Here is a 21,199-nt window from a genome sequence, read left to right on the forward strand (position 1 = left end):
TAGTGGCCCCGATTTAGAGAGTCCAGAAACCAATACTGCTGTTTATATGCGTTTTAGTTATTTAGCTGTTTTGGGCGAGGCCAACGACGCCGCAGCTGCATTCATCTACCGCGGCATGTAGCGGATGCTGAAGCGATGAGGGCGGGGAAGGGGCAGAAACGAAAAAGCCGCGCAGAGCACGGCTTTATAAGGTGGTGGGCCCACACGGACTCGAACCGCGGACCAAAGGATTATGAGTTGCCTAGAAACGCTGCAAACCCAGTGAAATCGGGCGTAGCTTAGCGCAGGTACAGTTAGTTGAAAGCAGCGTTTTAGAGCGGGTTAAGCGTAATTGAGCGAAATCTGTAAAAGCTGGGCACTGTACCGCCAGTGTACTGTTTTTTGTACCGCGAAACGGTCAGGTTCAAATATTCGAATCTAGTAACTGTCCCTTTGTGAACTGTCCGTTTTCAATCTGCAGTAACACCTGGTGCTCCCCTTGCTCGAACAGCATTCGGTGTAGGCGGCGAGTGTCTAGTGGGCCTGCGGTCAATGTGTTGGTCAGCGAGTCTAGACTCGCGGTGAAGTGCTTGCGCCTTGACTCCTCAAGGCTGAATACCAGTGAGTTGGTCAGTTCCATCTGGGAACCATAGACCTTGCGGCTCTCGGCAGCCCTGTTGCTGAGTTGGCTCAGGTTTTCAAGTACTTTGGCTGCAGCGCTTCGGTAGAGCTCGCGTGGTTGCGCCATGTAGCGTAAAGCAGCACTGACGACCTGCAGTTGAGTTACCTGCAGGTAGCCACTGACCCAGTCGTTCATCCTGGAAAGGCTTTCCTGTAAAGCCATTCGGGAGGCTTCGACGCCAAATACCTTGCTGGCTTCTACACCTTCGGCGAACCTCAATTCATCCTTAATCTTCCCCTCGAAAAACTGTGTCAGTCCGATCATTTCGGCCTGCTGCATTTCCAGAGCTGTTAGGGCCGCATCGGTGATGCCTTCCTGCGGGTAGTGATCCAGCAGGCTTTGCACGTAGTCCAGAAGCCCTGCCAGCTTTTCCCAGCGTTGGTCCTCCAGACCTTTTTGGACAGCATCCAACTGACGTTTGATGGCGGTTAGCTTTTCGTTGATATCGTGCAGGTGTTTCTGGCCTACCGCCGATGAAAGGGCGTTCCATACCGCACCGCTGATCAGCACATTCTGCAAGCCGTCCGGCATCGAAAGATGGGCGTGCTCGGTAATTCGCCCGCCGCTGGTGACGAAGGCCCTGACACTCCCATCGTTGCTAGTGCTCTTGGTGAGCGTGTCGAAAGGTAGACTGCAAACCACATAGTTTCCTTGGTGCAGCTCGGCCAAGGCTGCGAGCCCCGGTACATTGGATAGAAGAGGGTTTAGCGCGTTGATCTGCTCTGGCGACATCTGCCGACCCGATTGCTCGGAGGCTCGCTCGATGATGCGAATCTTCATCAGCGTGCCGTCGTTCTCATCACGCAAGACGAGGTCTGAGCTATCCGCGCTCTCATGAGCCTGTGGTTGTGCTGTGGTGTGCGCAGGCTGAGTCGAGGAGCTTGCTTCTCGTCGCAGCCGTATCCACCCCATCTGGGCAACGAAGGGGACAGTCACGCGGTAGGCTTCCGCGACCGCACTGTTGAGGCCTAGGCCGGCTGTAGCCGCCAGGCCGAGAGGGTTCAGTCTCATGCCCGTGGAGGCCACGGTGAACAAGGCCGCACTGTTTGCAGCCGAGAGACCGACTAACGCACCCGCCCTGCCTAAAGGCAGGGCGTCCTTCAACTTGAATAGACCTGAAAGCACCTTGACGCTGGTACTGCGATTGAACCGCTCCTTTGGCGGCAGTTCGCGCCAGTTTTCCCCGAACAGGGCTAGGGCGATCTCGCGCTCCTTGTTCGCCACGGACTTCTGCTTCGCCTGATCTCCGTTCAGCTTCCGGTAAACGTCGTTGACGATTTCCGTGTAGTCAATTGCGGGCTTTTGGAGCAGGCGGCGGGCAAGGTTGAATGCCGAATGGCCGCCGAACTGCTGCAGCTCGTGCCCCAGCAACATGAGCTGGTCTTCGGAATATCCATTGGGCCTGGATGCGTGCTTGGCCTGCACCAGGGTTTTCTTGTCATCTGCATCCAGGCCTGCGCGGCCCCTGGCGAAGTCGGTAACAATGTCCACCAGCACATCCACTTCCTCCGGGGAGGCCTGGCGCAAGCTGAGAAACAGTTCGTTATCGCACTCTATTTTTTTTGTCGGCATCGTGTTTTTCGCCTCTTGGACGCAGTAATGGGCCGCCTTGGTTCGCTGCTCCTCCGATTGCTCAGGAGCCAATCGGCGTATTCAGCTTCTGGCTGGCGCGCTTGCACCAGTCGGCAATAGCTGTCTTGATTGCGTCGCGATCTGATAGCTGTTCGAGGTCAATCGATTTGGCGTAGCAGCGGTAGCCAGGGACGTCGGTGTCGTTAACTTGGTCGTCCTCTGGGTAGCCCATGTAGTCCCAGATTTTTCCGTACCAGTTGCATGGCTTGGCCATGGGTTTTTCACAGACCACGACGGACAACACCAGAACACTGCGGCTTTGCTCGGCAGGTAGGCCGTTGAACTGGCCTGAGTACTTGTCGAAGCCCGTGTCGCTGCGCACCCATGCGCCGAACATCAAGTCGCCGGGCATGTGGTTGTCCCAGGGCGCATCCTGGCCCTGGTTCTGCAGCCAGATCGCCGACAGATCGTAGAAGGGCAGATAGCGCAGGCCGCTGTTGTCACGCTGATCCAGCCCTTCCAGCCCCTGCGGCAGTGGATAAAGGTACTTGTGGTAATAGTCTTCTGCCCCTAGCCGCTCACGGATAAAACCCAGCAGCTCGAACATACGTTGCTGGTAGTCGGCGAGCAGGCGATAGGCTTTGCGTACATCCAGCAGGGCGTCTTGCAGGTTGGTGCTCATTTGCGGCTCCATGCGGTGAAAGCTCCGGCGTGTACGTCGAGCTCAGGCGGTTGCAGGTCAGCCAGCCAGCGCATCGGGTGGGTTCTCAGGCCATGCCAGGCATAGCATTTAGCGATGTCATCAAGCAGGCGCTGGAGGCCCGCTGGCGAATCCGGATCGACCTGGCTTTCCAGCACCTGATACAGCTGTTGCCAACTGCGGCATACCAGCGAGAAGCGTGTTGCGCTGCCCGCTGGCAGACGGCCAAGTATCTCGCTGAGCAGCAGATGGTGCCCGGCTTCGCTCGTATCCTCCAGGCCTCCCAGCGTCAGGAGAATGCAGCTATCGCCCAGGTACTTCCCGTGCCAGCCGGCGAGCAACTCATTGGCGAGTTGCCTAGCGCTCTGCTGGCGTACATGGTCATTCCGTTTGGCCTCAATCAGCACGCAGCGCTGGGCATCCTGCAGCAGCACATCGGGCTCGACGCGGGTGCCATCCTGCAGGCGCCACTTCGGCCAGTACGCGATAGCCTGCAGCGGGCCGAAGGGTTCTCCGAGCAGCTCCGATAGCACCGCCGTCAACAGTCCATCAGGCAGATAGGCCAGGCGCTCGAAGACGCTGGCGGTCAGCACATCTTCGGCACCCTCTGCCAGCTCCAGCGTCTGCAGGCCGGTACCGCGTTTCTTCCCTGAAAAAACTGCATTGAGCATAACGACTCCTTCGCTCAGGCCGACGCCTTGCGCCCGCGCTTGGCCTTGGGTGTGGCGGCGCGTTGGGCTTTGATGCGTTCCAGTAGCACGCTGGCCGGCTCGTCGTTCGGGTCTTGCGGCACCAGTTCGCCTCTAAAGGCTTTGGCCAGGATGCTTTGGGTCAGGTGGTCGATACGGCTTTTGGCTGCGGCAACTTTGGCATCCAATTGGTCGGCGAAGGCGAAGAGTTGTTCGACGCGCTGGAGGATTTCGGTTTGTTCTTCAAGCGGCGGCAGGGGAATTGGAAAGCCCTTGAACATCGCAATGTCGATACGTAACCGTGTTGCACCAAAAGCCAACTTTTCAATCAGTCCCTTGCAGTGCTGGGAGTTGAAGAAAAACATGAGGTACTTTGGCAGGGCAACACGCTCATCGACGCTCATCTTTATAACGTCTGGGGTCACCATCGCTGTCCCAATCCCTTGTGGGTATAGACATGCAGTCCCTGGAGGATCGCCGAGCTTCGTGACGAGAAGCTCCCCACCGTAAACGCTGTACTCTTGATGAAGCTCTTCCCAGACAGCTTCATCCATGAAACCCGGCTTTTCCGTCTTGTAAACACCCTCAGCAACATGCCGAAGAAAAATGATCGGAACGCCGGCATCACGGAAATCCTTCGCCTTGAAGATCGTCCCGAAAGGGCCAGCACAGATGGCAGTATTGGAGTCTTCGGCGAGACGATGATTCTCTACCCAGCCCCAGCCATCTGGTATTACGAAAAGCTGATCATCGCTAAATCCGGTTTCGGCCTTGCGCACTTTGAGCCTGCCCGTTTTTGAGGCATCAACTTTCGCAACTTGCTGCTCAGCACTTTCAGCGTAAGGATTTCCAGCCCGCCACTCCTCCGTCAACCGCCCGGAAACGGCGGCGGCGAGGACGGATTGGCGGAAGCGTTTTAGCCGGGCGGGGATGCCGTCGATGCGGGCTTTGAGGCTGTCGACCTGGACCAGCAGTTCATCGAGTTTGGCGGCGATGCGGGTTTGTTCTGCGAGGGGCGGCAGTGGTATTTCATGCTCACGAATGTCTGCTGCCTTCACCGCGGGATAAAGAGCGCCTTGCACCTTGTCGCACATGGCATTAACAAACTGCGCAGACCTGGCTGCGGCAAAAACCCAGCGGGGTTCCACCTCAATGGGTTTCAGCACATCAAAGCCTGTCGAGGCGATGCACTCGTTATGCTCTTCACCAACTAAGGCAACCGCGTTCAGATTAGGTCGAGTCATTGAAACGATAACGTCACCAGTTTTGACCAACTTACGGGCACGGCTCGGTGCCTCAGCTCCGGGTAGTCTCTGTGGCTCCGAGATAATCTTTCGTTCTCGGTCAATGCTTGCGATATCAATATAAGTGAATTCCTCATCAGCACTGGGTACACGCTGAGCAGGCTGTTCGCAAACATCACCCAAGGCTGCAGTCACCCACCCCTTCGGCAACTCACTCATCCCCAGCCTCCGCAACGACCGAAAGTCCCATCACCTCCGCCATCAACTGCTTCTGCGCCGCCACTTCATCCCCCGCACCCAGCGCCTTCATCAACTCTTCCAGCTCATGCAGGGCTTCGGTCAGTTCGGCCATGGCTTCACCGGCCAGCACTTCCGGGGCGGGCAGGTCGGCGGCATCCAGGCTGTCGGCATCCTTAAGCCAGCTGATATCCAGCGAGTCGCCGCGCTCGCGGATCTGCTCGCGGGTAAACACACGGAAGCGGCTGAGTTCGCCGATGCCTTCCACATTCTCGGCGCGGGGGCTGTTGCCGTTTGCATCCTCGCCATAGGCATCCTCAAAGGGTTTGAGGTGTTGTGCGCCGAAGGGGGTGCGTTTGCCGAAGCTCGGCATATTGCTGCGCAGGTCATAGACCCACACGCGCTGGGTGCAGCCTTGTTCCTGGCGTGGGTTGTCCTGCGTGCCTTTCTGGAAGAACAGCACGTTGGTCTTCACGCCCTGGGCGTAGAAGATGCCGGTGGGCAGACGCAGGACGGTATGTAGGTTGCACTTGTCCATCAGGTCACGGCGCACCTCGGTGCCGACGCCGGCTTCGAATAGCACGTTGTCCGGCAGCACCACGGCGGCGCGGCCACCGGGCTTGAGGCCACGGTAGATGTGTTGGAGGAAGGCCAGCTGCTTGTTGCTGGTCTTGTAGGTGAGGTCGTCGCGGGTCGGGCCGCCGCCGCCCTTGGCGGTACCGAACGGTGGGTTGGAGAGGATCACGTCGACCTTGGGCAGGTTGGCCCCGGTCTGGCCGAGGGCGTTGCCTAGGTGCACCACGCCTTCTTCGTCGCCTTCCATGCCATGCAGTAGGGTATTCATCAGGGCCAGGCGGCGGGTGCCAGGCACCAGTTCGATGCCGACAAAGGCGCGGTTGCGCTGGAAGGCCTGGGCCTTGGCGTCGAGGTCGTAGTGGTCGTCGGTGTGGCGTTTGATATAGGCGTCGGCAGCTATCAGGAAGCCCGCGGTGCCGGCGGCCGGGTCCTGGATGGTTTCACCGGGCTGAGGCTTGAGGCAGTTGATGATGCTGTCGATCAGCGGGCGCGGGGTGAAGTACTGGCCGGCACCGGATTTGGTTTCGCTGGCGTTCTTTTCCAGCAAGCCTTCGTAGAGGTCACCGAGACCGTCCTGGCGGGCGCTGAACCAGTCGATGCCGTCCAGGTTCTTGATCAGCTGCTCCAGGTGGCGCGGCTCTTTCAGGCGGGTTTGCGCGTCGGCATAGATGGCGGCGATCAGTGGGTCGCTGTTTTTGCCCAAGTCGAGCAGCATCTGCCGGTAGTGGTCGAGCAGGTTGAGACCGGATTTACCTGCCAGATCCGGCCAGCGCGCCCCCTCGGGCAGCTTGTGGGCGAAGCTGTCGTTGTTCTGGACCTGCTCGTATTCCATCTTGATGAACAGCAGTAGGACCAGCTCGGTGACGTAGTCGCTGTAGTTAATGCCGTCGTCGCGCAGTACGTCGCAGAGGTTCCAGAGCTTCTGGACAATGTCAGAGTTGGTCATGGTGGGGTCTCAAACTGATTTATAGGGTCGTGAGCCGAATAGGGAGTGTTATTCGGCTCATCAAGTAGGCGGTGTGATGATGCTCAGGCAGCTGATGTCGTCATCGGTGGGCGGCGCGGGCAGATGGCCGTCGCGTAAAAAATCCTGTTGTTCCTGAGGGCTAAGGCCTGCCCAGAAGCCGTCAGTGGCCAGCAGCCAATGCTGGTTTGGCTCAAGAGACCAGTGGTTTATCTCGGGATTGCTCGCTCGCCTGGCGCTGAAGCAGCGAGTCAGGCGGTGGCGTGATTGCATTTGCGCAAGTTCCGCATGGGTGAGGTTGCCTTGCCAGTTGGCGACGCAATGTGCGGGACTCAGCCAGCTAATTTTGCCACTGGGATCATTTAGCCCCAGGCAGCAGTCACCTTCATGGATACTGAACGCTGCATCGCCTAGCAGGCATAGCACCAGGTAACTACAAGCCGCCTGTGGATGTGCATCACGCAGGGCTTGATGGCTGCTGGCGATTAGCTGCAGCAGCGCCTCGGCCAATTGCTCTGGGTTCAGCTCTGTCGCAGGCAAGTGGTTGAATCCCTGTGCAAGCTCTACCAGCAGGGCAGTAGCCAACTCGCCACTACGCGGGTGACTGCTGCTGCCATCGGCGATCAGGTAGAGGCTGGCATGTGCCTGCTCGATATGGGCGAAGGCATCTCGGTTGTCGGCTGTGATGGTGCCGATCTGGGTACGCCATTGCAGGGTTGCGCGCATTCAGGCGGTTACCTGTGCGATATGACGCAAGCGCTGCCAAATGATCTGCTCACGTTCGTTATCGCCATGGGCGGTGTTCTGCACCAGGTAGCCGAAGTCGTTATTGTCCAGTAGTGCGGCGAGCTTTTGTGCCAGGTAGACGCGTAGTTCGGGGGCGGCAGCGTCGACCTCCTGCAGCAGTTCTTCGCGCCCGTTGACCAGGTTGAGAATGTCCTCAAGATCCTGGCTACCCAGTGGGTTCTGCGCCCCGCGCCCCGCATAGGCTTCCAGTTTGCTGCCGAGAAAGTAGGGCGGGGTGAATAGACGAATGGGGCAGCCGCTCGGCAATTCGTGCCACTGCGCATTGGCCAGGCCGTCTTTGAACCAGCGGTTATTACAGCCCAGTAAATCGGCGGCTTCAGCATTTTCGGGCATAAAGTCGACCTTCAACTCACCGAGGCGCATGCGGCAGATAACCTCGTCCTGCTGCGATTGCTTGAAGCCTTTTTGCCGTAGTTGTTCGACTAGCCTTGGCCATTGGGCATAGCCGGTCAGGTGTACAACCAAATCGACATCATCGGTGTAGCGCACTTCTTCCCGACTGAATTCGTCAGTCAACAGCAAGGCCGTTATACAGCCGCCCACGAAAGCAATCTCTTGACGCAGTTCTTGGCCGAGCGCCTGGGCGACCATCTCGAGCATTTGAATGTTGTGTGTATGGTTCATGCCTGCAGCACCTTTTCACGCAGCATCTGGTTGGCGAGATTGGCCTCCCTGGCATTACCCAGGCGAATTGCATCTATCAGGGCCAGATATTCATACAGGCGAGGGTCTTTCTTGACCGCTCCTGGCACTGTCTTGAATAGGGGGGTGATGGATTGCCCCTTGCGATTGCCGTAAGCGTCTGGCCAGACATGGATAAGGTCACCGCCGCTCATTAGCTTGTCCTGCAGCACGGGCGCGGAAAAACTTGTAGGAATACCTCGGACAATTTCTGCCGGTTTGACTGGAAATACGTAGCGCAAGCCATGTTCGATAAAGCCCAGTAGCGCTTTGCTGTTGACCCTCGGTAGCTGGGTGCTTGGGTCTACGCGCAATAGCCCGATTTGCTGGCAGCGCTTCAATGCGGAGGCAATCTCGGTTTTGCTGATGCCGAGTGATGCTTGCAGTGCGCGAACGGAGTAGCTGTCGTGGTGGACGGGAGGATCTTGCTCTGAATGATCTTCCCAGCCTTGCCATTGGTCGGATGCGTAGATATCGCCGAGTTTAATTAGCTCTGCAGTTTCGCTGTTGAGCCTTTGCTGCAGGCGCTCGCGCTGCTCAAGGCAGATCAATTTGATCAGCAACAGAACGTCTTGACTCTTCATTGCGGCCTCGGCTAGCGACTGTCCTTTGTCCTAGGACTGAGGACAGTTTAAGCGTTCATGCATAGCAGCTGTCAATCACTCAGCTAACCGCTTGCCACAGGTTCTCGTTCAAGGCTTCCAGCACCCGATCCAGGTTGCCGCCCAGGTTGCGATCCAGGGCTTTGAGGCCGCCGTCGTTACGGAAGGCATCGTTGACCTGCTGCGGGTCGATGACCACTTCATGCACCAGTTGCTTGGCCAGGCGATCCAGCCATTTGCGTTGTACGGGCGTCCAAGGTTGCTGGGTGTAGATGGTTTGCATGGCCTTGGCCACGCGTTGGTCGAAGGGCAGTAGGGCTTCGCCGATGGCAGCCTGGCGAATGTAGCCAATGATGCTGGCGGCGATTTCCTGGTTGGTCTGGTTGCGCCAAGCGCTTTTCAGGCTGGCTTCGCTGAAACCGTGCTGGTCGAGCAGCAGGCGGACTTCTCGCAGTTGCTCGCGGGTCAGATCCTTGGGGCGGTTGACCACCACGCCAAGGGCGGCGGACTGGTTGAGTTGGTTGCGAATAAAGTCATTGAAGCTTTCCAGGTAGTCGGCTGGTTTCTGGTTTTGCCCGTAGTTCTGCTCACGCACCAGCAGTTCATCGCTGTGGGTGGAAATAACGGGGTAGTTCTCCGAGCCGAGCAGGGCACTGACGGCGGCGAGCTGGTTGATCAGCTGGCTGTGCTGGCGGACGAAGTTGGCCGCTTGCTGCGGGCCAAGGTCGTGCAGGTGTTTATGTAATTGGGCCGGCTCAACGCCCCACACGTCTTGCAGCTCATCAAGCTTTTTCTTCAGCGTGGGTTTGTCCTCGGCCTTGTGCTGGGCCTTGCGCAGGATACGCATCACGCGCTGGCTCAGTTGATCGAGCACGTCATGGGCGTGGCTGCTGTCGTCCTGGCTGCCGGGCGTGTCATGACTGGCTCCGCTGGTTAGTTCGCTGACCAGTTGCTCCAGGCTGATGTTGGGGTTCTTCACCAGGGGCTTCATGGTGTCGACCGCTTCCAGGCTGGCGTAGAGGTCGACGGGGTCGTAGATGCGGAAAACGGTTTTGCCGATGTCGTCGCAGCGGCGAGTGGCGCGGCCTTTCATCTGCTCGTAGAGGATGCGCGAGCGCACCCGGCGCATAAACACCAGGTTGCAGATTTTCGGTACGTCGATGCCGGTGGTGAGCAGGTCGACGGTGATGGCGATATTGGGGGTGGGCTCGTTCTTGTAGCGGCGAATCAGCGTTTCAACCTTATCGCTCTGGCCGGTGATGATTTCCACGGCGGCCTGGTTGTACTGCTCGCCATAGGCTTCTTTGAAGGCGTCGTCGAGTAGGTTTTTGACCCGCTCGGCATGGGCCTGATTGACGCAGAAGATCATGGTCTTCTCGTCGCCAAACGGGTCCAGCTCTTTGGCCAACTCGTCGCAGATGACCTTGTCGAAGGCCGGGGTGATCACGCGGCGGTTGAACGACTCGATGTTGAAGGTGAGTTCATCGTCCAATTCGGCTACGTCTACTTCACCGGTTTGGGTATTGATAACGCTGACCGACTCGCCTTTCTCGAAGCGAATACCATGCTTGCTGAGTTGGGTCTCGTAGCGAATCGGTGGTTCGTGATCCACCAGCCAGTCGTCGGCCACGGCTTCGCGGTAGCTGTAGGTGAATACCGGTTTGCCGAAGATTTCACTGGTGTGCTTGGCCGGGGTGGCGGTGAGGCCGATACGGCAGGCGTCGAAGTGGTCGAGCACGCGGCGGTATTGCGAGAGGTACTGGCTGTGATCGCGCACGGCCAACTCACCTTCGGTCATTTCCTGGTCGAGGGTGTAGCCCCGGTGGGCTTCGTCCACGATGATGCAGTCGAATTCGCCCACGGGCGGCGGGTTATCCGAGCGGAAAATGCGGCTGACCATAGCCTGCACGGTGGCCACCTGAATGCGGGTTTCCGCTTCGGCAGCCATGTCTCCCAGCTCTTTGATGTCGTAGATTTGCGCAAGGGTGTGATTCTGCTCAAGCGTGGTGTCGTTGAACGAGTCGATGGCTTGCTGGCCGAGGGCGCTGCGGTCAACCAGAAACAGAATGCGCTTGAAGCGCTCAGCCTTCAGGAATCGGTACATCAGGCCAATGATGGTGCGGGTTTTACCGGTGCCGGTGGCCATGGCCAGCAGGCAATCGCGCTGGTTGTTGGCCAGCGCCTGCTCGACAGCCTGAATGGCTTTCTCCTGGTAGTCGCGCAGCTTTAGGTAGGTGAAGCCTTCGGCTTTCAGCTTGGCCTCGGCGTCTCCCTGGCTGCGTTTGAGCAGATCGAGCAGATCATCGGGTTTGTGGAAGTCTTGCAGCGGACGACGTGTGTTGGCCGGGCTGCGCAGGTCACGGAACCAGGTGCCGGACTGTTCGGCGAGCTGCTTGATAAAGGGCCGGCCGTTGCAGGCAAAGGCAAAGGGCACGCGGAAGTGGCCACCCTGGCCATCGTTCCAGGGCTGATTTTGACCAGCCAGTAGCCAGGGCTGCTGATGTTCGGTCGCCAAGTTGAACTCACGGGCATAGCGCTCGGCCTGGGGGATGCGGTCGGCGATATTGATGCGCTTACGCTTGGCTTCAACGATGGCGATGGGCGTAAGACCGGCGAACAGTACGTAGTCGGCGCAGGCTTTGGGGCTGCTGGTGGGCCATTCGGCGATGGCCTTGTTCTTACCCTTCTCCGGGCGGGCTCCCTTACCGTAGGTGAGGTCGAGGGAGTCGGCCTCCCAGCCGACATCTATCAACTGTTGGTCGATCAAGATGCGGGTCAGGTCTTCGGATAGGTCGAAGCTGCTACTGGCCTGCTGAGTCAGCTTGGCGACCTGTTGGCTGGCTTGTGGCTGGGCTGCCAGTTGCTGCTGCAGAGCTTTGAGGCTTTGCTCGTGCTCACTGCGCAGCTTTTGCAATGCGGCTTCGTGTTCGGCTGCTAGCTGCTTATGGCTGCGTGATTCGGCATCCATCTGCTCGGCAAGCACGGCGTATTCTTCGGCTTCCTGCTTGAGCAGGTCAGCCAACTTCTGGTTGCTCTCCAGTTGCTGGCTGGACTCGCTGAGCTGCGTCTTGAGCTGTTCGATCTGACTTTGCAGATCGCGCAGCGGAGCGCTGGGGTCTGCGGGGGTGACGAAGGGGCCAGGTTTGAACGCATGAGCATTCTTGCCGAACGACTGGTGATACCAGATGGCCAGAGCACGGGCGATCTTCAGCCCATCCATGGCCTCACGGTGCTGGGTGCGGAACTCATGAGTGGCCTTGTTGCCCTCGACGCGCAGGGTATGAAACAGGCTGCGGATGTTCTGATCCAGCTGGATCTCGCGGCTGAGCTTGTAGAGCAGGTCGGACTGCGTGGTGGTGGCATCGAACTCGATACCGGCACGGCTGGCCAAGTCTTGAGCCAGCGCCTCGCCGAGTTGGCGCAGTTTGATCAGTGTGGTGTTGGGATCGCTAGCGAAGACCTGCTCGGCTGTGCTCGCAAGCTGCAGGAAAACGGGGTCGTGCTCCTGGAGAAAGGCGAAATTACTGCTGGCTGCCATGGTCGATCCTTCGGTTGCGTTCCACTCATTACGCCAAACGGGCTCTATTACGCGTAAGTGGCTGCAGCTTAACGAAGGTGAGCCGAGTTTGGCCATGGCATTGGACCACTCACCCTTTTGCATAAAGCAGCGTCAGACTGATTCTGGATCGTCTAGCCAATTCAGTTCTTCGACTGCTTACCGGTGTAGCACCGGCGCAATGATTGAATAACTCGCATAACTTACGTAATTTGCGGGTCTTAGGTAACCAATAGAGAGCCACCATGCCCACCTCGAATGCTCCTACCCAGAGTGCAGCAGTCTTCAAGCGCGTCACTTTCTCGCTGACGGACCAAATCAGCGAAGAGATTGACCGCCTCAGCCTTATCCCGCGGAATTTCCGAGCCTCCCGTTCCGATGTTGTTCGTGCTGGTGTCGCGGCCCTTGCTGCAATGCCGGAAGAGCAACTCGTGGCTCTGCTGGATAAGGTCCGCCGTGAGTAGCTGGTTCGTGTGGTGTCGCGCGCAAGGTGAGATGCCGGAATAAAAAAACAACTTACGTAAGTTGCGTAATTTAAGCAATCCCCCTATATTTCCTCTATATCAAACTCTCTTGCCAGCCATTTGGGGCTGGCTCAGCTGAGGCATGTTTGCCGGGTGGAACAGGTGGTGGCCCTGAATTCGCGGTTCCATGACGTCTACCTGTCCATGCCGATGGAAGCCACCCTGCTGCCGGAGCTCCAAGGCCTTTCGTATTGGGGGCGGAGAGTCCACGAGGTTCTCCAAGAGGTTAATCCGCACCTCATGTGTCGACTGGCGGAATGCCAGGCGCTTCAAGCCTATATCGAGCGGAGGCAGGGCTATCTCCAGAGCGAGGCTACCCTGCTTGAGCGAGAGTGGCGACGGTTACACCCGCTGAGCATTGATGCCGGCTATCTGGCTCGCGCCAATTGGCAGCGGCAATGCAAGCTGGCTGTGCGGGAAGTGCTGATCGATGCGCTCTTCAAGAGTCTGACCGGAAGCAATGCAGACCTGTAGGAATTGATCGTTCAAATCTACTGATGGCAAAGGAGTTGCGGCTATGGCGGCAGTCAGGTCTTTCCTTGGGGCGGTTTGGTCGTATGGCGTTTCTCTGCCGCTGTACGTGATATGGAGCCTTATCGTCAGTTCCGTGAGGGCGGCCTGCGATTTCGTCTACCCACGTGGCTACAGGCCGTGCAACCAAATGGCGGATGCGTTCGTCGAGGAATGCGCCAATCGCCCTGCCGGGCAGTCCGTCCGTCTACCCTGGGTGGATAGCTCGGCAACCCACTCGCTGGTGATGAACAATACGGGGCGCCTACTCTCTTATGTGGCTATCGCCAGCGGCTGGTTTGGGGTGGCGGTGAAAAACTCCGGTACCCAGTACCAACCCAAGCGCACCTATCGCTACTACTACCGCCGTAGCCTGACCGGTAACTGGTTTGCCGAAATCTGGTCGGTGCCGAAGTCCGGCGTCATTGCAGCCGCACTGGCCATCCCATTTGTGGACATGGCGCGGGACGTGATCCGGGGGCGCACCTTCGTCAAGCAAGACTCCTTTTCCATCGGAGAGTGGGCGCCGTTGCCCGGATATGAGGGGTTAATGCTTCTGATGGCCGGGTTGCTGCTGGTGATCTGCTTCCTGCCTCGGGCCCTCCTGGGGCGTGGCACTCACTTCGCGGCGATAGCGCCTATCAATGGCGGTGGCTTTGGTGGTTATGGCTGTGCCCAGGTCATCAACTGGGCGGCGGCAATGGCGGGGCTTTCCTACCTGTGGCTGGCGATGGGCGCCGAGTGGGATGTGGGGGCGGTGGTGAGCTTCATCGCTAGTGGCTTCTCGGCCTTCGCGAGCGAATTCATGGCAAGCATGGTCGATCCTGGGCCTCAGGTTCTGTTGATGATCCCTGTCGTGATTGCGGTGGGTATCCTATTTGGCATGGTCTGGACGGTGATCCCGGCAGCAGCGTTCTGGTACGTCTCCCTGCGTTTCATAGCTGCGCGCAACGCCAAGGCCCAGCTTGAGGCTCTGCCGTTCAACTCGACTCAGGCGGCCATGTACCTGGGTAGCGACTTTGAAAAGCTCGCTGAGCTGCGCGCGCCGCAGGTAACTCTTGGCTACCTGGTGTACATAGGCCTGATGATCGGCATCATCCTCTATCCCATCCAGACCTGGGTGCGTTCGCTTTTTTGAGCTCGTCCATGCGCGCTATGGGATGAAAGCTCAGATGGCGGGCTTCCCAGGCTTACACGTCCGAACCTCGCTCAATTACATGCCAATCATTGCCATTCAATGGCAATGATTGGCATGTAATGACGCAATCACGGATCATCAAGGAGTAATTAGATGGCAATGATTGGCTTTCATTGCCAATGATTGCCATCTTTTCGGCTGCCGGCAGCTCTCTTGCTCGCGCCTGAGTGCGGCTCTTCGCTTACTTGGGTTGCGCTGTCGGTAAATGTCTTCGGGGTTGGCCGAATTGCCGCATTCAGGCGGCATAAATGTCGCTGTATCACAGGCTGAACGCTATTGGTGTATCACAGGCTGCACGCGGCTCCTGTATCACACGCTGCACGCTCAAAAATCAGTGCGAGACTATTACGGGTAGACAAATAGGGTGATACACCGAGGCCTGAAAATGGCCGCTCAGCGTAGTAATGAGATCGGGTTTGCGTGTCGATCCCGGCTGTAGAGTTTGTGTTGTCGGCAGTGAAGCGAAATCCGAGTCTTGGTGTGTCATCCATCGACCCACTGCCCGGCCGCACTGACTACAAAACGAAACCCTCCGCCAGCTGTGTCAGCAGTTCCTCGACGAGCCAGGCCCCTGCCGTAGATGTCAGCATCTGTATTGGCGAGTTGCCGGAGAACCTGTCTTTGGGCTTCGAGAGCCAGCGCTGCGCCTTATCACGAGAACCAAAAAGGATCTCGGCCACCACGATCGCATGCACGACGCGAAAGAGTCGGTCGCTCTCATCTGCAGACAGTCGATTATCTGGTGAGGCGTCCGGAGCCGTAACTCTGTCTGTTGGGTGTTGCTTTTGCCCAATGGCTGGCGTGATTTGCTCACACGCATGGGCATCGATGTCACCGTTCCTGAGCAGCGTTGCCAAGTGAGCTACAGGGATGCCGTTGATGATGTGCGAATGCACGTCTACATCAGTTGCGTGCTCTGGTACGCCTAGCAGCCTCGCCCTGCGTTGGCGGTAATCATCCGCCTGGATTCCTAAAAGCATGGAGCACCTCAGATGGCAGAAATCACGCGTCCTACGTAAGCAAGCTCGTTGAGCTGGATATCAATAGGCTCGTGCAAGTCGGGCAGTAGCGGGTGCAGTAGCTGCTGAGACTCACCCGCATGCTCGACCCTGCCTATATAGGCTGTGCCAGCCTTGTGGCTGAGGTAGCAATGGATCTGATCCCGCCGCGCGTAGAAGTCGTCGACGTTCATCGCGTACACATCGGTGCTGATCAAGAACAGCATTGCCGTGTGGTGAATGCGATAGCCAGGGTTCAGCCAAAATCCACGCTTGCGCACTACCTTGCCAGGCGGAACCTCCAAGAATTCCGTGTTGCACGGGACGGCCCCATGATCCAGGTAGGAGGCAATCTGTGTCACCAGGGGCAGCACAGGGCATCCGCTATAGGTACGCTCTCGGTTTCGCATGAGTCCCTCGCTATATGGACCGTGGTTGCGTTGTTACACGATCACTACTGGGTGTCAGAGGCGTGCTCCAGGTATTCAGGCGCGATCAGCAGGTGAGTGAGCAGCTTGTGGTGCGGGTAGCGCCCCTGAAATCTGCCAACCAATGCGTTGAACGCTTCCCGCGCGGCCGGGGTTCCGGCGATTCTGGGGATCAGATAGTTGGCGATGGCCAGGTGCACCTCAATCTCCGCCGTGGACATGCCATCAGATAAGAGCAACGCAGCTTCCTCTGTCTTACTCAGGTTCTTATCCATGGGCTACCTCGCTATCACTGGGTTCAAGTGATTTCGCTTTCATCCAGGCAATCACTCCTCCGATGACGATGCTGGCCACTGCGGCTAGAGCAAACGGCATCACTCTGGTAATCAGCACAAGAGCAAGCGCGCCGGCAGTGCCGCCACCAGCGACAGCTCCAAGCACAGGCGCTCTGCGATACGCAGCGACGAGGCAACAAATGCAGTCAGCCAAGAGCAGCAGCGCGCCGAGGTAGAGCACTTCGAGTTCGGTTTCGATCACGACTTGCTGGCCTGTTGGCGATACTTGTAGAGGGTGCTTCGGCTGATCTTCAGCGCCTTGCATATCTCGTCGGGCGTACGATTCTGATCACCTACCAGGGCTTGTATCGCAGCAATCGTCTCTGGCGGCACACCAGGCCGCCCGCCTTGCCGCCCCCTGGCACGCGCCGCTTCGAGACCGGCAAAGGTGCGTTCTCGAATCAGGTTTCTCTCGAACTCCGCCATCGCAGCGAAAACATGGAAAACCAGGCGGCCGGCAGCACTGGTGGTGTCGATCTGTTCCTTCAGGCTTTCAAGGCCCACGCCAGTGGATTCGAGGTTGGCAGTGAGGCGCAGCAACTCGGACATCGAGCGGCCGAGGCGGTCAAGCCGCCAGACAACCAGAACATCGCCAGGTCGTGCAAATGCCAGCGCTTCATCAAGACCGGGACGCGATGCTTTGGCACTACTCATCTTGTCGCTGAAGATCCGCTCACAACCGGCAGCAGTCAGCGCGTCATGCTGAAGATCGAGCTGCTGATCATCCCGTGATACTCGCGCGTACCCAATCTTCATTGTCCGAATTCTCGTCAACATAGGATGTTTACGTATTTTGATTTAAAGACGAGTTTAAATCAATCGTGAGCGCTGACTATTGGGCGGCGAAGGAGGTAGCTGTACGTGTCCGTAAAACAACCGTTTTGGAGATTGAGCCTTGGGTGTGGTTGCCCTGCGCGCTTCGTAACCATAAGTACCGGAGAGCTACCCAGTGGCGCCAGTAAGTAGAGGCATCACCGGCCGTTAGCAGCCCTTCGCTGACGACTGCTTCTGGCTGTTCTTACGATGCGCGCTGGTCAAATCAAGCGCAAACGCGCGGTCAGTTGGAGTGCAATTGACTGGTCAGTGGTTGTGTAAATGGGTGGTCAACTCAGTGCAATTTCACATGTGAATAGACCTACTTGAAAATATCAACCACCTGCTGCTCAGTGAGGTCGCTGAGTAGAGAGAAGTAGCTCGCCCTGGAGCTCGCATCAAGCAGTTTCAGGTCGCCCAGATTCCCCAGTACCGCCGCCGCATCCTCTGGTGAAAGAGCCTCGGTAAGTGGCGCCCTCTCCTCACTGAAGTAAACATTTCCGGCTGCCACAGCGACATCCAGAACGTCACGCACATCCAAGTAACGTGGATAGCGGACAGCGCTCAAGAACTGGCCATCAAAAACCACCTGGACCTGATCAATACCTGGGATCGAGTACACCGCGGTGGCTGCCATCAGCGGCATATCTGGGTCTTGCTCACCAGGGGCGGGAACCTCTTTAACCGTACCGAACAAGGTAACCCTCTCACACTTGGGATCTCTAATGATGTCGCAGAGAACGCGCACATTGTTAGAGGTAGAGCTGTTCGAATAACGCAGTGCAGCCATGAATCACCAACCTTCTTGTGGTAGACGTAAAGTATCGTATATGGACGGCCTCAATGGCCGATAGCCGACCTCGGCAGGCTGTTCACTGTCGGTCAGAGGCAGAGCCAGCTCGCAGTAATGCCCTAACTGCATATCCCCTGCCGTAAAGAAAATGAAGGGGTGCTAGACTCTTTGTGGGGTCTAGCACCCTAACGTTGCGCCACCACAGCCCTGGCCAGTCAAGATTCGACCCTCAGCTGGTCAGGGCTTTCATTTTGTGGGCATTGAGGTGGGTGGACTCGCACTCAATGCCCGTGACCCTTCTCTTCGCGGTCCGCATACAGCCTCCTGTCAGCAAGACTTCACTCTAGCGTTGCACCACCACCACCCCGACCGATCAAGACTCGACCCTCAGCGGGTTCAGGGCTTTCATTTTGTGGGCATCAAGGTGGGTGGACTGGCACCCGATGCCCCGGACCCTCCTATGCATTTGCCTTGGCCCTCCCGGCTCGTTTTGGTTTGGCGGATGGAGCGGGTGGCGGTGGCGGTACAGCGGCATTCGCTGCCTCTTGGAGCGCAACCCAATAAGCGCGGATTGCCTCGATATCGCCATAGGCACCAATCTCTGGCAGTCGCTCGATGAAGCGGCCATACAGGCCATCCTGAACCTTGCTGTTTTGACGCATCAACTCAACCGCAGCGTTAGGATTGGTGAGCATCACATAGTGAAATTCGCCAGACGCCCCTGGCTTGGTAATGATGAATTGCAGATCGCGAAGCGTCTTCATCCGACGACGCCAGGTATCCACGGCCCGCTCACCGAGGAATCCCGCTTCAGCAGCAAAAGTGCTGGGATTCTCGATCGTGATGACAGGATGATCGGGCATGCGCGCCCATAGACAGAACAGTACGTGGCCGGCAGGCTGTCCCTTCGACTGAGCGTCGATGATTTGCATGGCAATGGGTAGGGTCCGAGGAATCGTGCTGAAGCCGTCGTGAGTTTTACGCGACCATTTCCATGCCTCGGGAACGTCGGGGAAGTGAACCAGCATCAATTGCTGGGCACGTTCTGCCATCGTTAAGCGACGTTTTGCCGACTGTTTTGCGTTGGCCATTTTGCAGCCCTTATCCGATTTCTGTTGAGCTCAGTGTCCAGGCATCCATGGACGATGACAAACCGTCATTACGCGCACATATCACGCATTTTCATGCATGCGAATGAACGATACAGAGCACCCAAATACATGGTGTGAGGCTAGTTCATATAATCGTATTGCGCGATATCGCACAAAAAAATCTTATAAGTTCATGATTTTGATAATTTATTTTTTAGATTTCGGTGCTCGTCGTGCTGATGGTACTCGCCGTACTCAATGTCCTCACCGTGCTGATAGGGTGTAGGGTCTGGGAAGAGGGGCTTGCTGACGCGGAACAACCCACAACTTTTTCACGCCAGAAGCCCCAATCGCCTCCGTCATTAGGACGAAAGAGCCCGGCCGAAGCCGGGCTCTGCTTGCCTGCTACAGCAATGGCCAGTTGGTCTGTCCATGAGCGATCACGCCAGGAGTGCGCCCGTAGCGCTCAGCCAAGGACGGCGCCAAATCAGGAAGTAGATCCTCAAGGTACGGGATCATCATGGCCACGTATTCATCGAATGATGGGTGCTTACGCCACTGTCCCTCATCGATAGCGCTGCGGTATGAGCGGTCGAACCATCCGCGCAGCACCAAGACTCCCCCCTGAATACGCTCTTCCAGAGGAACGGCACTGCGCGCCTTGGCATTACCCTCCTTTTTCAAGGCTTCCCGCTCCACGTAAGTGCCCGGGCGATAGCCCGTAATCTCGTGGACCTCCATAACCCGCTCATGAATCTGGCGGTGCTGTTGCTGATCCTCTTTAAGATCCGCAGCGAACCGAAAGTCGCAGTAGAGGCAATGCGCGACGGCATTCGGGCCAGTCGGCGAATCCAGATACTGATCGATTACAGCCTGAAACCGGCTGCTTAGTTCGTGATAGTTCCGGAGACCGAGAAGATCAGCCGCAGCGCGATCGAGCCGCTTGCTATAAGGCAGTTCAGGATGAATTTGCTTGAGATGCTTGGCGTGACGCTTGACGTTCGGGTTCTACCCCGTTAGCACGGACACTTTCAAGTAAGCTCACACCGAGCTGAAGGAGTGTTCATGAAGCGCAAGAAATACAGTCCCGAGTTCAAGCGGGAAGCCATCGAGCTGGTTCGTCGTTCAGGGGCCAGCTGCCGACAGGTGGCCCTAGAGATTGGTGTGGCTCCCAACCTGCTCACCCGCTGGGTTCGGGAGGCGCAACCAGGCACTGAGAAAGTCTTCCCTGGAACGGGAAGTCCGCGGGATGAGGAGCTTGCCCGTCTCAAGCGCGAGTTGGCCCGAGTAACCAAGGAACGTGATTTTTTAAGAGACGCGGCAGCGTACTTTGCCAAGGAGTCATCGAGCGGTACACGGTGATCCAGCGCTGCCGCAACGAGTACCCGGTACGATTGATGTGCCGTTGCCTGAAGGTTTCTGCCAGCGGCTATTACGCCTGGCAGGATCGTGAACCAAGTGCGCGAGCTCAGGAGAATGCGCGCTTGGTGAAGCGCATTCGGGAGATTCACGAGGACAGCCGGGGCGTGATTGGAGCGCCACGAATGCACGAGGATTTGCTCGACGAGGGCGAAGTCGTCAGCCTGAACCGAGTTGCTCGCCTGATGGCGGCTGAGCGAATTCAAGGCTGGCCACGCCGGAAACGACGTGGCTTTGGAAGAGCCGTCAGTGGCCGCCCAGCAGGCGTGAAAAACCTGCTGGAGCGCGATTTCACCGCGCAGGAGCCGGAGCGCAAGTGGGTCACGGACATCACGGAAATAGCCACACTGGAAGGCAAGCTTTTCCTATGTGTGGTGCTCGACTTGTACAGCAAGCTGGTGATCGGTTGGTCGATGCATCACCGCCAGGATCGGCAGATGGTGATTCGAGCAGTGGAGATGGCGATTTGGCAGCGCCAGGGTGACTGGTCAGTAATCCTGCATTCGGATCGCGGTAGCCAATTCACCAGCACCGACTACCAGCGCTTTCTGAATCGCAACACGCTGGTCTGCAGCATGAGTGCCGTCGGGCATTGCGGCGACAACGCAGCCTGTGAAGGCTTCTTCGGTCAGCTCAAACGGGAGCGGGTTGCCCATCAGTCGTATCGAACTCGTGATGAAGCACGGGCGGATTTATTCGACTACATCGAGCGGTTTCATAACCCACGAATGCGTCGTAGAGTCGCCAGGCAAGATCTGAAGTTTTCAGCCCTTTTCAAACCGTCCGTGGAAACGGGGTAGA

At 57.6% G+C, this 21,199-nt stretch carries 21 protein-coding genes; 4 read left to right on the forward strand and 17 right to left on the reverse strand.

Annotation, left to right across the window (positions count from 1 at the left end):
* Positions 1–403 precede the first annotated feature (403 nt).
* From AC0ZJQ_RS02355 to hsdR, 9 genes are all read right to left on the reverse strand, one after another.
* Positions 404–2,305 carry a hypothetical protein gene (locus AC0ZJQ_RS02355; protein ID WP_476477283.1) on the reverse strand — a complete coding sequence of 634 codons (1,902 nt, stop codon included), beginning with the start codon at positions 2,303–2,305 and terminating at the stop codon, positions 404–406.
* Positions 2,295–2,915 carry a hypothetical protein gene (locus AC0ZJQ_RS02360; protein WP_476477284.1) on the reverse strand — a complete coding sequence of 207 codons (621 nt, stop codon included), beginning with the start codon at positions 2,913–2,915 and terminating at the stop codon, positions 2,295–2,297. Before AC0ZJQ_RS02360 ends, AC0ZJQ_RS02355 begins: the two co-directional genes overlap by 11 nt.
* The gene (locus tag AC0ZJQ_RS02365) at positions 2,912–3,604 is read right to left on the reverse strand and encodes an F-box protein (protein ID WP_476477285.1); all 693 of its coding nucleotides are present in this window, start codon (positions 3,602–3,604) and stop codon (positions 2,912–2,914) included. The genes AC0ZJQ_RS02360 and AC0ZJQ_RS02365 overlap by 4 nt, the downstream gene beginning before the upstream one ends.
* Positions 3,605–3,618: 14 nt before the next feature.
* A complete protein-coding gene (locus AC0ZJQ_RS02370) occupies positions 3,619–5,085 on the reverse strand; it encodes a restriction endonuclease subunit S (RefSeq protein ID WP_476477286.1) in 1,467 nt (488 codons plus the stop codon).
* A complete protein-coding gene (locus AC0ZJQ_RS02375; protein ID WP_476477287.1) occupies positions 5,078–6,625 on the reverse strand; it encodes a class I SAM-dependent DNA methyltransferase in 1,548 nt (515 codons plus the stop codon). Before AC0ZJQ_RS02375 ends, AC0ZJQ_RS02370 begins: the two co-directional genes overlap by 8 nt.
* A gap of 60 nt (positions 6,626–6,685) precedes the next feature.
* Positions 6,686–7,369, reverse strand: a complete 684-nt coding sequence (locus AC0ZJQ_RS02380; protein WP_476477288.1) for a PP2C family protein-serine/threonine phosphatase — start codon at positions 7,367–7,369, stop codon at positions 6,686–6,688.
* The gene (locus AC0ZJQ_RS02385; RefSeq protein ID WP_476477289.1) at positions 7,370–8,074 is read right to left on the reverse strand and encodes a hypothetical protein; all 705 of its coding nucleotides are present in this window, start codon (positions 8,072–8,074) and stop codon (positions 7,370–7,372) included. It abuts the gene before it with no gap.
* Complete coding sequence (locus AC0ZJQ_RS02390) at positions 8,071–8,715, reverse strand: hypothetical protein (protein ID WP_476477290.1); 645 nt, start codon at positions 8,713–8,715, stop codon at positions 8,071–8,073. Before AC0ZJQ_RS02390 ends, AC0ZJQ_RS02385 begins: the two co-directional genes overlap by 4 nt.
* Before the next feature lie 79 nt (positions 8,716–8,794).
* A complete protein-coding gene (hsdR, locus tag AC0ZJQ_RS02395; protein ID WP_476477750.1) occupies positions 8,795–12,271 on the reverse strand; it encodes a type I restriction-modification system endonuclease in 3,477 nt (1,158 codons plus the stop codon).
* A 263-nt stretch (positions 12,272–12,534) separates the two neighbouring features.
* Between hsdR and AC0ZJQ_RS02400 the strand changes: the two genes are divergently transcribed.
* The 3 genes from AC0ZJQ_RS02400 (at position 12,535) to AC0ZJQ_RS02410 (ending at position 14,461) form a co-directional block, all read left to right on the forward strand.
* Positions 12,535–12,753, forward strand: coding sequence for a hypothetical protein (locus AC0ZJQ_RS02400; protein WP_476477291.1), 219 nt, complete (start codon positions 12,535–12,537; stop codon positions 12,751–12,753).
* 165 nt (positions 12,754–12,918) lie between these two features.
* On the forward strand, positions 12,919–13,287 hold the full coding sequence (locus AC0ZJQ_RS02405; protein ID WP_476477292.1) for a hypothetical protein: 369 nt from the start codon (positions 12,919–12,921) through the stop codon (positions 13,285–13,287).
* A gap of 187 nt (positions 13,288–13,474) precedes the next feature.
* Positions 13,475–14,461 (forward strand): hypothetical protein, encoded by a 987-nt coding sequence (locus AC0ZJQ_RS02410; RefSeq protein WP_476477293.1) that lies wholly within the window; start codon positions 13,475–13,477, stop codon positions 14,459–14,461.
* Between the two features lie 575 nt (positions 14,462–15,036).
* On the opposite strand, the gene AC0ZJQ_RS02415 is transcribed toward AC0ZJQ_RS02410, so the two are convergent.
* The 8 genes from AC0ZJQ_RS02415 to AC0ZJQ_RS02450 form a co-directional block, all read right to left on the reverse strand.
* Positions 15,037–15,417, reverse strand: coding sequence for an antitoxin Xre/MbcA/ParS toxin-binding domain-containing protein (locus tag AC0ZJQ_RS02415; RefSeq protein WP_476477294.1), 381 nt, complete (start codon positions 15,415–15,417; stop codon positions 15,037–15,039).
* A gap of 92 nt (positions 15,418–15,509) precedes the next feature.
* Positions 15,510–15,893, reverse strand: a complete 384-nt coding sequence (locus tag AC0ZJQ_RS02420; RefSeq protein WP_476477295.1) for a hypothetical protein — start codon at positions 15,891–15,893, stop codon at positions 15,510–15,512.
* An 80-nt stretch (positions 15,894–15,973) separates the two neighbouring features.
* Complete coding sequence (locus tag AC0ZJQ_RS02425; RefSeq protein ID WP_476477296.1) at positions 15,974–16,222, reverse strand: hypothetical protein; 249 nt, start codon at positions 16,220–16,222, stop codon at positions 15,974–15,976.
* Positions 16,215–16,484 carry a hypothetical protein gene (locus AC0ZJQ_RS02430; RefSeq protein WP_476477297.1) on the reverse strand — a complete coding sequence of 90 codons (270 nt, stop codon included), beginning with the start codon at positions 16,482–16,484 and terminating at the stop codon, positions 16,215–16,217. Before AC0ZJQ_RS02430 ends, AC0ZJQ_RS02425 begins: the two co-directional genes overlap by 8 nt.
* Complete coding sequence (locus AC0ZJQ_RS02435; protein ID WP_476477298.1) at positions 16,481–17,038, reverse strand: recombinase family protein; 558 nt, start codon at positions 17,036–17,038, stop codon at positions 16,481–16,483. The genes AC0ZJQ_RS02430 and AC0ZJQ_RS02435 overlap by 4 nt, the downstream gene beginning before the upstream one ends.
* A gap of 379 nt (positions 17,039–17,417) precedes the next feature.
* A complete protein-coding gene (locus AC0ZJQ_RS02440) occupies positions 17,418–17,885 on the reverse strand; it encodes a hypothetical protein (RefSeq protein WP_476477299.1) in 468 nt (155 codons plus the stop codon).
* Between the two features lie 461 nt (positions 17,886–18,346).
* Entirely contained in the window at positions 18,347–18,979 is a 633-nt protein-coding gene (locus tag AC0ZJQ_RS02445; RefSeq protein WP_476477300.1) for a hypothetical protein, read from the reverse strand.
* 405 nt (positions 18,980–19,384) lie between these two features.
* The gene (locus tag AC0ZJQ_RS02450; RefSeq protein WP_476477301.1) at positions 19,385–19,720 is read right to left on the reverse strand and encodes a hypothetical protein; all 336 of its coding nucleotides are present in this window, start codon (positions 19,718–19,720) and stop codon (positions 19,385–19,387) included.
* 324 nt (positions 19,721–20,044) lie between these two features.
* On the opposite strand from AC0ZJQ_RS02450, the gene AC0ZJQ_RS02455 reads away from it, so the two are divergent.
* Positions 20,045–21,198, forward strand: a protein-coding gene (locus AC0ZJQ_RS02455; protein ID WP_253165161.1) for an IS3 family transposase whose coding sequence is annotated in 2 segments (ribosomal slippage) — positions 20,045–20,291 and positions 20,291–21,198 — 1,155 coding nt in all. Because the reading frame shifts where the segments join, the coding sequence is not laid out codon by codon here.
* Position 21,199: the final 1 nt, after the last annotated feature.

It is taken from the genome of Stutzerimonas sp. 21-1, assembly GCF_056336065.1.

Bases quoted from the DNA above. Each gene is read 5' to 3' on its own strand.
- AC0ZJQ_RS02360 (WP_476477284.1), bottom strand. From the start codon at position 2,915: ATGAGCACCAACCTGCAAGACGCCCTGCTGGATGTACGCAAAGCCTAT.
- AC0ZJQ_RS02365 (WP_476477285.1), bottom strand. From the start codon at position 3,604: ATGCTCAATGCAGTTTTTTCAGGGAAGAAACGCGGTACCGGCCTGCAG.
- AC0ZJQ_RS02370 (WP_476477286.1), bottom strand. From the start codon at position 5,085: ATGAGTGAGTTGCCGAAGGGGTGGGTGACTGCAGCCTTGGGTGATGTT.
- AC0ZJQ_RS02375 (WP_476477287.1), bottom strand. From the start codon at position 6,625: ATGACCAACTCTGACATTGTCCAGAAGCTCTGGAACCTCTGCGACGTA.
- AC0ZJQ_RS02380 (WP_476477288.1), bottom strand. From the start codon at position 7,369: ATGCGCGCAACCCTGCAATGGCGTACCCAGATCGGCACCATCACAGCC.
- AC0ZJQ_RS02385 (WP_476477289.1), bottom strand. From the start codon at position 8,074: ATGAACCATACACACAACATTCAAATGCTCGAGATGGTCGCCCAGGCG.
- AC0ZJQ_RS02390 (WP_476477290.1), bottom strand. From the start codon at position 8,715: ATGAAGAGTCAAGACGTTCTGTTGCTGATCAAATTGATCTGCCTTGAG.
- hsdR (WP_476477750.1), bottom strand. From the start codon at position 12,271: ATGGCAGCCAGCAGTAATTTCGCCTTTCTCCAGGAGCACGACCCCGTT.
- AC0ZJQ_RS02400 (WP_476477291.1), top strand. From the start codon at position 12,535: ATGCCCACCTCGAATGCTCCTACCCAGAGTGCAGCAGTCTTCAAGCGC.
- AC0ZJQ_RS02410 (WP_476477293.1), top strand. From the start codon at position 13,475: ATGGCGGATGCGTTCGTCGAGGAATGCGCCAATCGCCCTGCCGGGCAG.
- AC0ZJQ_RS02425 (WP_476477296.1), bottom strand. From the start codon at position 16,222: ATGGATAAGAACCTGAGTAAGACAGAGGAAGCTGCGTTGCTCTTATCT.
- AC0ZJQ_RS02435 (WP_476477298.1), bottom strand. From the start codon at position 17,038: ATGAAGATTGGGTACGCGCGAGTATCACGGGATGATCAGCAGCTCGAT.
- AC0ZJQ_RS02440 (WP_476477299.1), bottom strand. From the start codon at position 17,885: ATGGCTGCACTGCGTTATTCGAACAGCTCTACCTCTAACAATGTGCGC.
- AC0ZJQ_RS02445 (WP_476477300.1), bottom strand. From the start codon at position 18,979: ATGGCCAACGCAAAACAGTCGGCAAAACGTCGCTTAACGATGGCAGAA.
- AC0ZJQ_RS02450 (WP_476477301.1), bottom strand. From the start codon at position 19,720: ATGGAGGTCCACGAGATTACGGGCTATCGCCCGGGCACTTACGTGGAG.